This is a genomic window from Ancylobacter tetraedralis, assembly GCF_014195655.1.
Lineage (GTDB): Bacteria > Pseudomonadota > Alphaproteobacteria > Rhizobiales > Xanthobacteraceae > Ancylobacter > Ancylobacter tetraedralis.
Window position 1 is genome coordinate 475,971 of record NZ_JACICD010000002.1, and the last position, 12,847, is coordinate 488,817.

The following is a 12,847-nucleotide window of genomic DNA, read 5'->3' on the forward strand; positions in this document are numbered from 1 at the left end:
GCCGGGCCAGCGCCGCGCCGTCGATCAGGGGCTCGCGCGTCGCGGCGTCACCACCACGGTGGCGGACATGCCGGCGGTCAGCTCCAGCCCGGGCGGCAGCGTGCCGATGCGGATGCGGACGGGGATGCGCTGGGCAAGGCGTATCCAGTCGAATTGCGGACTCACATCCGCTAGCAGGCCGCTGCGGTCCGTCGTGTTGGCGATGGCCCGGCTGAGCCCCTCCACCACGCCCTGGGCGATCACCCCGCCGGCCATCAGCTCGATCTGCGCGGGGTCGCCGACGCGGATGAAGGGCAGCTTGGTTTCCATGAAATAGGCATAGACATAGAAGGAGTGCGCATCGACCAGCGCGATCACGCCCTGTCCCTGCGTGGCGTAGTTGCCGACAAAGACGTTGAGGTTGGTGACATAGCCGTCCACCGGCGCGCGCACCTCGCTGCGGGTGAGGTTGATCTGCGCGGTGGCCAGCGCGGCCTGCGCGGCCTCGACCTCCGCCTGTGCCTCGCCGGCCGAGGTGGTGGCGCTTTCCGCCGACTGGATGGAGATCGCCTCGCTATCCTCGCGCACCAGGCTGGTATCGCGGTTGGCGCTGTCGCGCGCATATTGCAGCGCCGCCTGCTTCATCGCGACCTGCGCGCTCGCCTGCGCGACCGCCACCTTGAAGCGCTGCTGGTCGATGACGAAGAGCACGTCGCCCTTCTTCACCAGCTGGTTGTCGACCACGTTGACCGCGCTGACGAGGCCGGAGACATCGGGCGCGATCTCCACCACATCGGCCAGCACCCGCGCATCGCGCGTCCACGGCGAGAGCGTGTAATAGACCCATATCTGCCAGCCCACCCCCAGTGCCAAGGCGGCGGCGGCGAGGGTGATGACGACCCGCAGGGCTACGGCGCCGATATTCATGCCTGTCCTTCTCCAACAAGCGGCAAGCCGGGCCTGCCCGGATCCAGCGTGGCAAGACCTGACGTGGCAATGCCTGACGTGGCAATACCCGACGTGGCTGGGCCGAGCATGGCCAGACCCAGCATGACCGCGCCGAGCACGATGATGTACAGCGCGGCGTCGAATAGCGGCCGGTGCCAGACCAGCCGGTAGAAGCCCGCCCGCCCCATGGCCCAGCGCAGGAGCAGGAAGGGCGGCAGCGCAAGCACCGCCCACATCATCAGCGGCGGTAGGTAGAAGCCGAGCGCCTCGGGCGTGAAGAAGGCGAGATGGGCCGGGAACAGCACGCTCACGCCTCGCGGAAGGAGCGGGTGAGGAAGGCACGATCGATGCTGAAGCGATCGCCGATGAAACGCAGCGAGGCTCCCGCCCGCACGGTCAGCGCCGCCGCCGCCGAGCCCGGCGCCAGCGTGAGCGCCTCCAGCATAGCGCGTGCCGTCGCCACCGTCGCCTCGGCCTCCGCGACGGCGTCGGGCAGGCGCGCGCCGGCGCGCGGCCATGTCTCCAGAACGGCGGCGAAGCGCGTCAGGAAGCGTGCCAGCGCCTCGCCCGCCGCTGGCGGCAAAGCCGGTTCGAGGCGCAGGCGGTTGAGCCGGCCCAGTTCGAGCGCACAGGAGGCCGCGCCCAGCGTGCCGCGCAGGAAGTCTTCATCGCCGCTTCGGTCGAGCGACAGGCGCGGCAGCAGTTGCGCCAGCATGTCGACGATCTCGCCGAGTACCCGGCGCTCGTGCCGCTCGCCGCGCGCCGCCATGGGGAGCAGGCGGCCGACGATCTCGGCCCAGGCCCGGCGCCGCGAGGCCTGCGACGTCACCGGGAACAGCGCGAACAGCATGAGCCCGGCCATCATGCCCGCGACGAAGGCGAGATTCGTGTTGAAGAAGGTGAGTTCATCGGGCTGGAACAAGTTGCCGGTGCCGATCTGGTCGGCGAGGAAGCCGGCGAAGATGATGCCCTGCCAGACATAGGCGGGCGTGCCGGCCATCAGCCCGCCGGGCAGCAGCACCAGGACGAGGAAGATGGCCAGCGCGCCATAGCCCTCCAGCCGTGGCAGCACGAACACCATGGCGGCATAGGCGGCGGCCATGGCGAGGACGCTCCAGATCAGCACTGGCAGGCCGAGCTTGCCTGGCCGGTCCTGGTTGACCGAGAAGAACAGCATCAGCCCCAGCCCGGTGACGGCGCCGAACCCCTGGTTCCACTCGCTGCCGGCCCAGAAGGCTGAGGCGAGTACCACGCCCAGCGCGGCGCGCAGGCCCACCAGCATGGCCTCCCGCCGCGCCGTCGCCGGCATCGCCTCGGCCGGGATGCGCAAGGTGCCGCGCCCGCGCCTGCGAAGGCTGGCGGCTTCGCACACGATCACCAAAGACAGTCCGTGCAGGAGGTCGCCGGCGCGGCGCAGGATCAGCAGCCCGTTGGCCAGCGGCGCGAACGGCACCGCGCCGGCCATGGCCTGGAGCTGCAAGGCCGCCGCGTCGAGCTGGCCGCGCGCCGCCAGAAGATCGCGCCGCACGCGGTGGGGATCGGCAAAGGCGGAAGGGTCGGCAGCCAGCCGCTCCAGCGTCGCGCGGGTGTGCTCCAGCGCCGGCCTCACCTGCTCGACCACCGGTCCCGCGCCCTCGACGCGGAAATCGTCGATCCGCACGAACAGGCCGCGCGCCACCGCCAGCACGCGCAGGAACTCGCGCAGCGTGCGGCGCAACAGCACATCGTCGGCGCGCAGCTCCGGAGCTTCGAACACGGCATAGGAGCGCAGCGCGTCGAACTTGACGACGGCGTCGACCATCTCCCGGCGCAGCGCCACGAAGGTCGCGAACGGCATGTCCGGCTGCAGCGCCACCGCGCCGTAGCGGCAGAGCTGGCGGAACAGCGCGGCCATCTGCTCGCGCAGCGCGTCGCCGGCATAGCGCGGCAGGATCAGCACGGTGGCGACCGTGCCGCAGACAATGCCGATGACGATCTCGCCGGTACGGTCGGCGGCGATCGACCAGGCGTTCATCGGGTCGGCCGAGCCCTCCAGCGCGACCAGCAGCGCCGTGTAGCCGGCGAGCATGAAGGCATAGGCGGCAAAATTGGCCAGCCGCGCCGCGAGATAGAAGGTGAGGCCGACAAACAGCGCGACGCAGCCGACCAGCGGCGGACCCGACTCGGCGAACAGGGCAAGGAAAACGAGGCCCATGGCCGCCCCGGCAAGCGTGCCGTAGATGCGATAGACGCTCTTGGCCAGCGCGGCGCCGGAGGTGGACTGGGCGAGCAGGTAGACGGTCAGGATCGCCCATTGCGGGTCCTGCATCTCCAGCCAGTAGGCAATGGCGAGCGCGGTCACGCCCGCCAGCGCGGTGCGCAGCGCGAACACCCAGTTGCGCCAGCTCAGATCGATCGGGAAGGGCCGCCACCCATCGGGGCGGGCCGTCTCAGCCACGCTCATGGCGCCTCCCCGCGCATGGGAGCGGCCGACCCCGTCCCCCGCCGGCATTATCGCCAGCCCGGCGATTCCTGCCAAGCGGCATGGAGAGGGCGGTGACGCGGCACGGCGGCGGCAACGCCTTCCGGCAGGGTCGGCGGAACACGACAAGCATTGCCGCGTGAGCGGAGGTAACCTCTTGCGACACGCGGAGGCTTGAACAGCCCACCGGATGGCCGCGACGCACGAGACGGCGGTGAGGGGCTGGCGGATCTCTCGAATCGGGTGGCGACGTGGCGGAACCGCTTGAGCTTGGTCCGCGCGTCCTCGAAGATGACCGCCCAACGCGCGTTCCGCGGACATTTCCGGCACGGTTGCAACGCCTTGTCGCTGCCAACCGGAAACCGCTCCGCTCGAATATGCTCCAGCTGCCTGCCGGGACCTGAACCATGAATACGCATCCCCTGTTCGATCTCACCGGCCGCACGGCGCTCGTCACCGGTGCCAGCCGTGGCATCGGCCGGCAGATCGCCACCGCTCTCGCCTCCGCCGGCGCGGATGTGGCGGTGACGGCGCGCGCGGCCTCCTCGTTAGCGCAAACGGTGGAGGACATTGCCGCGCTGGGCCGGCGGGCGGTGCCGCTCGCGCTCGACGTAACCGATGTCGCCCGCTGCCGCGCCGGCGTCGCGGAGGCCGCGCAGGCGCTGAGAGGGCTCGATATCCTGGTCAACAATGCCGGCATGGAGGAGGTGCGCCCCTCGCTGGAGGTGGACGAGGCACTGTGGGACCGCATCCTCGACACCAATCTCAAGGGCGCCTTCTTCTGCGCCCAGGCGGCGGCGGGGGTGATGAAGGAGGCGGGCGGCGGCGCCATCATCAACCTGTGCTCGCTCACCTCGGAGGTCGGCATTCCCACCGCCGTGCCCTATGGCTCCTCGAAAACCGGCCTGCTGGGCATGACGCGGGCGCTGGCGGCGGAATGGGCCGATCTCGGCATCCGCGTCAACGCCATCGCGCCGGGCTATTTCCGCACCGATATGACCGACGTGTTCTATGCCGATGACGCGTGGCAGGCCACGATGCGGGCCAAGATCCCCATGCGGCGCTTCGGCGAACTGGGCGATCTCTCGGGTATCGCCATCTTCCTGGCGTCCGGGGCCTCCGCCTACATTACCGGCCAGTGCTTCCCGGTCGATGGCGGCTTTCTCGCCTCGATCTGAGCGGCCCCGATCTGGCCCGCATCCGTCGAAACGCCTGCGCCTTGGGCAGAGGCCGCGCAATCTTTGGCCTCCCGAGCGCGAGCTTATGTCTGTACATACTCGCCCTTTATCGGGGCGGTGAGGATTTCGGCCATGTCGGACATCTGCAATTTCCACGAGCTCGCCACGCTGGACGCGACGGCCCGCGCGGCGCTGCTCAAGCGCTCGGAAACCGATCTCTCCGGCTTCATCGAGAAGGTGCGTCCCATCATCGAGGCGGTGCGGCTGGAAGGCGACGAGGCGCTCGCCCGCTTCGGCCGCGATTTCGACAAGGCGGACATCACCGCCGGCCGGCTGAAGGCGACGGAAGAAGAGTTCGATGCCGCCTTCAAGGCGGTCGACCCCGAGGTGATCGATTCCATCCGCTTCGGCATTGCCAATATCCGCAGCTTCCACGAGGAGCAGGCGCCCGAGCCGATGTGGCTGAAGGAAATCCGTCCCGGCGCCTTTGCCGGCGACCGCTGGACGCCGATCGAATCGGTGGCGCTCTACGTGCCGCGCGGCAAGGGGGCCTTTCCCTCCGTCACCATGATGACCGCGGTGCCCGCGAGCGTGGCGAAGGTGCCGAACATCGCGATTCTCACCCCGCCCACCGCGGATGGCGGGGTGGATGCGGCCACGCTGGTGGCGGCACGGCTGGCCGGCGTCGAGACGGTCTACAAGTGCGGCGGCGCGCAGGCGGTGGCAGCGGTCGCCCATGGCACGCAGACCGTGGGCCGGGCGATCAAGATCGTCGGCCCCGGCTCGCCCTGGCTGGTGGCGGCCAAGCGGCTTCTGTCCGACATCATCGATACCGGCCTGCCGGCGGGCCCCTCCGAGGCGCTCATCTTCGCGGACGGCACGGTGAACGGCGCGGTCGCCGCGCTCGACCTTCTGATCGAGGCCGAGCACGGGCCGGATTCCTCCGCCTATCTCGTCACCCATTCGCGGGAGGTGGCCGAGGCCGCGCGGAAGGCGCTGCCGGAGCACTGGGCGCGCATGACGCCCCAGCGCGTCGCCTTCTCCAAAGCCGTGCTCACCGGCCCGTGCGGCGGCATCGTGCTGACCTCCTCGGTGGAGGAGAGCATCGATTTCGTGAATGCCTACGCCCCGGAGCATCTGGAAATCCTCTCCACCGACCCGTTCGCGCATCTGGGCCGCATCACCGAGGCGGCGGAGGTGCTGATGGGCCCCTACACGCCGGTGACGATCGGCAATTTCGTGCTGGGGCCGAACGCGGTGCTGCCGACCAGCCGCTGGGCGCGCACCTATGGGCCGCTCTCGGTAACGGATTTCCTCAAGCGTTCCTCCATCGGCTATGTCACCGGCACCGCCTATCCCGAGCTTGCCGGCCATGCCCGCCGGCTGGCGCGCTATGAGGGGTTCTCCAGCCACGAGAATGCGGTCTCCGACATCCGCGACGCGCTGCTGAAGGGCGGCTGAGATGAAGGCGGTGCGGCTGCATGGCGCGGGCGACCTGCGCGTCGAGGCGGTGCCCGCCCCCGGCGCGCCGGTGCCGGGCTGGGTGCGGCTCACCGTCACCGCCGCCGGCATCTGCGGCTCGGACCTGCACAATTACCGCACCGGGCAGTGGATCACCCGCGCCCCGTCCATCGCCGGACATGAGCTGGCGGGTGTGGTCGCGGCGCTCGGGGACGGCGTCGAAGGCTTTGTGGTGGGCGATACCGTCGTGGCGGATTCGCGCGTCTGGTGCGGGGAATGCCCGGCCTGCCGCACGGGCCGCCGCCACCTGTGCGAGCGGCTCGGCTTCGTCGGCGAGGCCTGCGACGGCGGCTTCGCCGAGGAGATCGTGCTGCCGGCCCGGCTGCTGCTGCCCCTCGCCCCCTTCATCGACCCGGCCGTGGCGGCGATGGCCGAGCCGCTGGCGGTGGCGCTGCACGCGGTGCGCCGACTGGCGCCGCGACACGGCGAGCCGGTGCTGGTGGTCGGCTGCGGGCCGATCGGCGGGCTGGCGGCGCTGGTGCTGGCGCGCGATCATGATGGCCCCATCCTCCTCGCCGACCGCAACGCCGCCCGCGCCGTGCGGGTCGCCGAGGTCACGGGCGGCAGCGTCACTGCGCTGGACGCCGACGCCCTGCGCGCCGCGCTGGGCGGCCGGCTGCCGGGCGCGGCCGTTGAAGCCACCGGCAGCCCGGCGGCTTTGGACGCGCTGATCGGCGCGGTGGCGGGCGGCGCGCGGGTGGCGCTGGTCGGCATCTATCACGGCCGGCTGGCGCTCGATCCCAACCTCCTCGTCGAGCGCGAGATCGACCTCGTGGGCTGCCACGCCTTCACCGATGAGCTGACGGAGGCGGTGGCGCGGCTGCCGCAGCTGGCCGGCGACCTCGCCCGCCTGATCGACCGGCAGATCGGCCTCGACGCGGTGCCGGACGCCTATGCGCGGTTGCTGAAGGGCGAGGCGCAGGGCCTGAAGACCATCATCCGGCCCGGCGGCGTGCCCGCATGAGCACCCGTGACGCGCCAAGCCGCACGGCGCAGATCCGCGCGCTCGCTTTGCTCGATCCGCTCGCCGCATGCGCGCCGCTCGCCGCGCTGCTGCGCGACCTGTTCGGGCTGGAACCTGAAAATCTCCGCATCAATCTCGACCCGTACAGCCTCAATTCGCTGAACGGCTTCTTCGAGACGCCGGACGGCGCCTTCTTCTTCAAGTTCCACCAGGAGGACGGCGAGGAGGGCATGACCGGCGAGTATTACCGCGCCGATATCCTCAGCCGCGCCGGCCTGCCGGTGGATCAGCCGGTGCATGTTTCCACCCTGCCGGGCGAACAGATCCTAGTCTATCGCCGGCGCGAGGAGCCGCGCTTTTCCGATGTGCTGCGCGCGCTGGACCTTGCCGACGACGCGGCCGTGCGGGCGAGCGCGGTGGCGGCCGAGAGCGCGCTGTCGCAGCGGCTCACCGCGACCTATCTCGCCACCCTGCACCCGATCACCCCGGAGGAGGCCGGTGCCGAGCCGATCCACCGGTTGTTTCACGAGCGGCTGGTCGACCGGCCGGGCAACGATCAGCCGCCGCGCTATCCCGGCGGGCGGCTGAAGGACTTCTATATCGGCCGGTCCTTCGCCTTTCCTGGCGTGGACTTGAGCTGGGAGGATCTCGCCACCCGGCGCTTTCGCGTCAACGGGCGGACCTATGCCCGCACGCTGGCCGAGCTGTTCGATGCCGCAGCGGCGCGGCTGCTGCCGGTGCTTCTGGCGGACGCGGGCGGCGTGGTCGCCCATGGCGATGCGCACAATGCCAATGTCTGGTTCACCCCGACACGCGAGGGGCCGCGGCTCACCTTCTTCGATCCCGCCTTTGCCGGGGCGAATGTGCCGAGCCTGCTCGCCGAGGTGAAGGCCACCTTCCACAACGTGTTCGCGCACCCGTTCTGGCTTTACGACCCCGCGCTCGCCACGCAGTGGTTCAGCGCGGCGGCGCGGCTGGAGCCGGGACTGCTTGTCGTCGATACCGACTGGGCGCTGTCGCCGGTGCGGACGCAGCTTTTGGAGGTGAAGGCGCGCGAGGTCTGGCGCCCGATGCTCATTGCCCTGAAGGGGCGCGCACTGCTGCCGGAAGACTGGCGCGAGGTCGTCCGCCTCGGGCTGTTCCTCTGCCCGACGCTGGTGATGAACCTGCGCGCCGGTGCCCGCTCGCATACGCCGGTGTCGTCGCTGATCGGGCTGTCGGTGGCGGTGATGACGGGGAGCGAGCCCCGCGACGGCGAGGATATGGTCACGCGCTTCCTCGACAGCATCGATCCCGATCAATGACGGACGGCGACCGGACGGCTTATAAGCAGGCGCAGCCGAACCCGTTGCGAGTCGCCCCATCATGATCGTCAATGTCGAGGATGCCCGCCGTGCCGCCCGTCGCCGGCTGCCCCGCATCTTCTTCGATTATGTCGACGGCGGCGCCTTCGCGGAAGAGACGCTGGCCGCCAACCGCGCCGACTTCGCCCGCTGGACGCTGGTGCAGCGCGTGCTCAACGACGTCTCGACGCGCGACCTCACCACCCGCTTCCTCGGCACCGATCATCCGCTGCCCTTCATGCTCGGGCCGGTCGGCTTTCTCGGCCTCTATGCCGGCCATGGCGAAGTGGCCGCGGCGAAGGCGGCGCATGCGGCGGGCATCGGGCTGTGCCTCTCCACCTTCTCCATCGCCTCTCTGGGCCAGCTGCGACAGGAGACGAGCGGGCCGCTGGCCTTCCAGCTCTATGTGATGAGCGACCGCGCCATCGGCGACGAATTGCTCGAACAGGCACGCGCGGCCGGCGTCGAAACGCTGTTCGTCACGGTCGATACCGCCATCACCTCGGTGCGCGAACGCGATGTGCGCAACGGCTTCCGCTCGCTCACCCGCATCACCCCCGCGCTCGCGCTGAAATTCGCCATGCGGCCGCTGTGGAGCCTCGACATGCTGCGCGCCGGCCGGCCGGAAGTGGGCGCCATCGCCCATCGGCCGGAATTCGGGCGGGGCGTGCTGGAGCAGGCGAGCCATCTCTCGCGGCGCATCGACACCCGGCTGTCGTGGAAGGATATCGACGACCTGCGCGCGCGCTGGGGCGGGCGGCTGGTGCTCAAGGGCATTCTGGCGCGGGAGGACGCGTTGACCGCCCGCGCGGCCGGCGTCGACGCCATCGTGGTGTCGAACCATGGCGGGCGCCAGCTCGACGGCGCCGCCTCCACCATCGCCGCGCTGCCGGACATCGCCGAGGCCTTGGGCGACAGCCTGGAAATCCTGTTCGACGGCGGCATCCGCCGTGGCGCCGACATCGTCAAGGCGCTGGCGCTCGGCGCCTCCGGGGTGCTGCTGGGGCGCGCCTATGTCTATGGCCTCGCGGCCGCCGGGGAGGCCGGCGTCGCCCGCATCATCGCCCATCTGAGCGAGGAAGTGAGCCTCACGCTGGGGCTGATGGGCCTCTCCTCGATCGACGAACTGAAGCGCCGCGGGCGGGCGGCGCTGCGTCCGCGCTGAGCGTGGTTGTCGTCCGATCGCGCGGCAATCAGACCCGCGCGTGGTCTAATGCTCGTCGTCCTTGATCTCGTTCTTGAGCAGGTCGAGGATCCGGCGCTTCACGGCGATGAACTCCGCATCCATCACCATGTCCATCGAGCGCGGACGGGGGATGGGGACGATGATCTCCTCCTTCAGCCGGCCGGGGCGCGCGGTCATCACATAGATGCGGTCGCCGAGCAGGATGGCCTCGTCGATGTCATGGGTGACGAAGAGGACGGTCTTGCGGTTCTCCTCCCACACACGCAGCAGGAGCTTCTGCATGGAGTTGCGGGTCTGGCTGTCCAGCGCGCCGAAGGGCTCGTCCATGAGCAGGATCTTCGGGTCGTTGGCGAGCGCGCGGGCGATGGCCACACGCTGCATCATGCCGCCGGAGAGCTGCTTGGGGTAGGCGTCGTGGAAGGCGGCAAGGCCGGTCTCGTTGAGATAGCGGTTGACGATCTCCTCACGCTGCTTTGCCGGCATGCGGCGGCGCTTGAGGCCGAATTCCACGTTCTCGCGCACGGTGAGCCAGGGAAACAGCGTGTAGGACTGGAACACCATGCCCCGGTCCGGCCCGGGCCCGTCCACTTCCTCGTTGCCGAGCAGGATCTCGCCCGAGGTCGGCTCTGCGAGGCCGGCGACGAGATAGAGCAGGCTCGACTTGCCGCAGCCCGAGGGGCCGACGATGACGGCGAACTGGTTGTCCGGCACGTCGATCGAGATGTTGTCGATGGCGACGACATTCTTGCCGCGCGTGGAATATTCCAGCCGCACATCCTTGATGCGCAGGCGCGGCTCGGTGGCGCTGGCACCAGACGTCGCCGTCCCGATGCCGGCTTCCGCCGGCGAGGTCTCGCGCTGCAGTTGAACGACGCTCATCGTGCGCTCCCGGTCGGATTGAGGAGGATCAGTTCGCCCATGGCACCAGCCGCAGGCGCACCAGCCGGAATACCGTGTCCGTGAACAGGCCGAGCAGGCCGATCACCGCGATGGCGAGGAAGATGACGTCGACCTGGAAGCCGCGCATCGCCTTCATCGAGATGTAGCCGAGCCCCGAGGACGCCGCGACCAGTTCCGCCACCACCAGGTAGGTCCAGGCCCAGCCCATGGTGATGCGCAGCGTGTCGACGATGCCCGGCAGCGCGGCGGGGGTCAGCACGTGCAGCAGCGCGTCGCGGCGCGAGGCGCCGAGCGTGTAGGAGGCGTTCAGGAGGTCCTTCGAGACGCCGCGCGAGACGTCGGCGATCATCACCAGCTGCTGGAAGAAGGTACCGAAGAAGATGACCATGATGCGCTGCTCGATGCCGATGCCGATCCACAGGATGAACAGCGGCACGAAGGAGGTCACCGGCAGGTAGCGGATGAAGTTGACCAGCGGTTCGAGGCCGGCCTGAACCACGCGGAACGTGCCCATCAGCAGGCCGAGCGGCACGGCGATGAGGGAGGAGATGAGGAAGCCGATCACCACCACCTGCAGGCTGGCCCAGATGTGCTGCTGCAGCGTGCCGTCCTCGAACAGGCGGAAGAAGGCGCCGATGACGGCGGTCGGCGAGGGCAGGAAGATGTCCTTCATGAAGCCGCCATAGGTCGCCAGCGACCACAGGCCGATCACCGCCAGCCAGGTGAGCGTGGAGACGGCGTAGCGCAGGCTGGCCGGCACCTCGCTCTTGGGGGTGAGGCAGGCATCGATGAGGGAGCGCTTGCGGGCCATGAAGCCTCTCAGTTCAGTCTATGTGTCCAACTCGTCATTTCCTCTCCCCGTCGGGGCGAGGTGGCCCGCGAAGCGGGTCGGTGAGGGGCGACGCCATCGCGGAGCGGCAGAGCCCCTCGCCCTCGCCCCCCTCCGCAGAAGCCGGATGCTTCCGGCTTCTGCCTTCCCGGCACCGAACGCGGCAACAGCCGGGTTCGGTACCGGGAGAGGGGGGGAGGAGACCCGTCGGGCGTCGCTCCGATCACTGGGTGAAGCTGGGATCGATGATCTCGGCATAGCCGACCGGCTTCTTGATCTTGCCGAGGTCGGTCCAGATCTCGTTGCCGAGCGTGATCACCTCGGTCACCTTGCCCGGCTTGTCCGGGGTGCCGAGATATTCCACCGTCATCGCCTTGTCGTAGAACTTCACGCCCGAGGCGGCGTCGGCGAAGTCCTTGGGCTCCTTGAGATAGCCGCCCACGCCCTTGGCCATGATGGCATAGGCCTTGTCGGGGTTGGTCTTGATGTAGTCGACCGCCTTCTGCAGGCCGGCGACGAAGCCCTTCACGTCCGCCGGACGATCCTTGAGCACCGAGCAGGAGATTTCCAGCACGTCGACGATGACGCCCGGCGTGGCGGCGCTGTCGGTGAGCACCTTGCCGACATTCTTGGTCTTCACCAGCGTGAGGTTGGGCTCCCAGGTCACGGCGACCGGCACCTGGCCGGCGATGAAGGCGGCGGCGGCGGCGTCGGCGCTCATGTTGAGCACCTCGACATCCTTCAGCAGAATGCCTTCCTTCTTGAGCAGGTAGGAGAACCAGAACTGCGAGGTCGAGCCCTCGTTCAGCGCGACGGTCTTGCCCTTCAGCTCCTTGAGCGAGTTGATCTCCTTGACCGAGACCATGCCGTCGCCGCCATGGCTCTCGTCGAACAGCGCCACCGCCTTGAAGCAGAAATTGTCGGAGCGATACTTCAGGATCTCGTCCAGCGTGGTGGCGGTGCCGTCCAGCTTGCCGGCGGCCTGCGCGGCCATGGCGAGGGCGGAATCGTCGACAACCTGGAAATCGACGTCGACCCCGTTCTCCTTGAAGTAGCCGAGCTCCTTGGCGAGGTAGAGCGGGCCATAGCCGACCCACACCGTATGGCCGATGGAGATCTTGCCCGCGAGCGCGGGCTGGGCGGCACCGGCGGCGAGGACGGCCCCGGCAAAGGCACCGGCGAGGCACCGGCGGAAGGTCTTCGTCAGCATTGTTCTCTCCTCTGGAACCGGCATCCGGCCGGCGTCGGCACATTCCGGGGGCGGCGTGAAACCGGTGATGCAGTTGGGCGGTCGTCTGGTCGGCCGGGCTCGAAAGTGTCTATTCTTAGAACCGCGAAACAAGCCTGATGGCAGGTAGTTAGCTCCCCGGTTGCGCGGAAGCGCACTGTTCGGCGGCGGGGAAACGCTAAGCCGGATTCAACAATCAGGCACGTCCATGTTTTGAGCAGGCCGCGCTTATTCGCTCGTCACTCGCCGACCGTCGCGTGGCTCCCCCCGAACCGGCGGCGAGAACCGAAGAGCGAGGGACTGCAGCCTG

The 12,847-nt window shown here is 69.2% G+C and carries 11 protein-coding genes; 5 read left to right on the top strand and 6 right to left on the bottom strand.

Translation table 11 applies throughout. The features are described 5' to 3' along the window. Positions 1-24: 24 nt before the first annotated feature. From FHS55_RS07540 to FHS55_RS07550, 3 genes are read right to left on the bottom strand one after another with little or no spacing between them, the layout of a single operon-like run. Positions 25-906, bottom strand: a complete 882-nt coding sequence (locus FHS55_RS07540; protein ID WP_183189072.1) for an efflux RND transporter periplasmic adaptor subunit — start codon at positions 904-906, stop codon at positions 25-27. Continuing rightward, on the bottom strand, positions 903-1,238 hold the full coding sequence (locus FHS55_RS23900) for a DUF1656 domain-containing protein (RefSeq protein ID WP_425485792.1): 336 nt from the start codon (positions 1,236-1,238) through the stop codon (positions 903-905). Before FHS55_RS23900 ends, FHS55_RS07540 begins: the two co-directional genes overlap by 4 nt. Then, positions 1,235-3,370 carry an FUSC family protein gene (locus FHS55_RS07550; protein WP_183189073.1) on the bottom strand — a complete coding sequence of 712 codons (2,136 nt, stop codon included), beginning with the start codon at positions 3,368-3,370 and terminating at the stop codon, positions 1,235-1,237. The genes FHS55_RS23900 and FHS55_RS07550 overlap by 4 nt, the downstream gene beginning before the upstream one ends. Positions 3,371-3,795: 425 nt before the next feature. Between FHS55_RS07550 and FHS55_RS07555 the strand changes: the two genes are divergently transcribed. From FHS55_RS07555 to FHS55_RS07575, 5 genes are all read left to right on the top strand, one after another. Then, positions 3,796-4,566 (top strand): SDR family NAD(P)-dependent oxidoreductase, encoded by a 771-nt coding sequence (locus tag FHS55_RS07555; protein ID WP_183189074.1) that lies wholly within the window; start codon positions 3,796-3,798, stop codon positions 4,564-4,566. Positions 4,567-4,698: 132 nt separating this feature from the next. Then, entirely contained in the window at positions 4,699-6,027 is a 1,329-nt protein-coding gene (gene hisD / locus FHS55_RS07560) for a histidinol dehydrogenase (protein WP_183189075.1), read from the top strand. A gap of 1 nt (position 6,028) precedes the next feature. Further along, positions 6,029-7,051, top strand: coding sequence for a zinc-dependent alcohol dehydrogenase (locus tag FHS55_RS07565; RefSeq protein ID WP_183189076.1), 1,023 nt, complete (start codon positions 6,029-6,031; stop codon positions 7,049-7,051). After that, complete coding sequence (locus FHS55_RS07570) at positions 7,048-8,355, top strand: phosphotransferase (protein ID WP_183189077.1); 1,308 nt, start codon at positions 7,048-7,050, stop codon at positions 8,353-8,355. The genes FHS55_RS07565 and FHS55_RS07570 overlap by 4 nt, the downstream gene beginning before the upstream one ends. A gap of 61 nt (positions 8,356-8,416) precedes the next feature. Further along, positions 8,417-9,559, top strand: a complete 1,143-nt coding sequence (locus FHS55_RS07575) for an alpha-hydroxy acid oxidase (RefSeq protein ID WP_210286880.1) — start codon at positions 8,417-8,419, stop codon at positions 9,557-9,559. 45 nt (positions 9,560-9,604) lie between these two features. Here FHS55_RS07575 and FHS55_RS07580 read toward each other — a convergent pair whose 3' ends face one another. The 3 genes from FHS55_RS07580 to FHS55_RS07590 form a co-directional block, all read right to left on the bottom strand. Next, positions 9,605-10,459 (bottom strand): ABC transporter ATP-binding protein, encoded by an 855-nt coding sequence (locus tag FHS55_RS07580; RefSeq protein ID WP_183189078.1) that lies wholly within the window; start codon positions 10,457-10,459, stop codon positions 9,605-9,607. 28 nt (positions 10,460-10,487) lie between these two features. Continuing rightward, entirely contained in the window at positions 10,488-11,291 is an 804-nt protein-coding gene (locus tag FHS55_RS07585; protein ID WP_183189079.1) for an ABC transporter permease, read from the bottom strand. Positions 11,292-11,532: 241 nt separating this feature from the next. After that, on the bottom strand, positions 11,533-12,519 hold the full coding sequence (locus FHS55_RS07590) for an ABC transporter substrate-binding protein (protein ID WP_183189080.1): 987 nt from the start codon (positions 12,517-12,519) through the stop codon (positions 11,533-11,535). Positions 12,520-12,847: the final 328 nt, after the last annotated feature.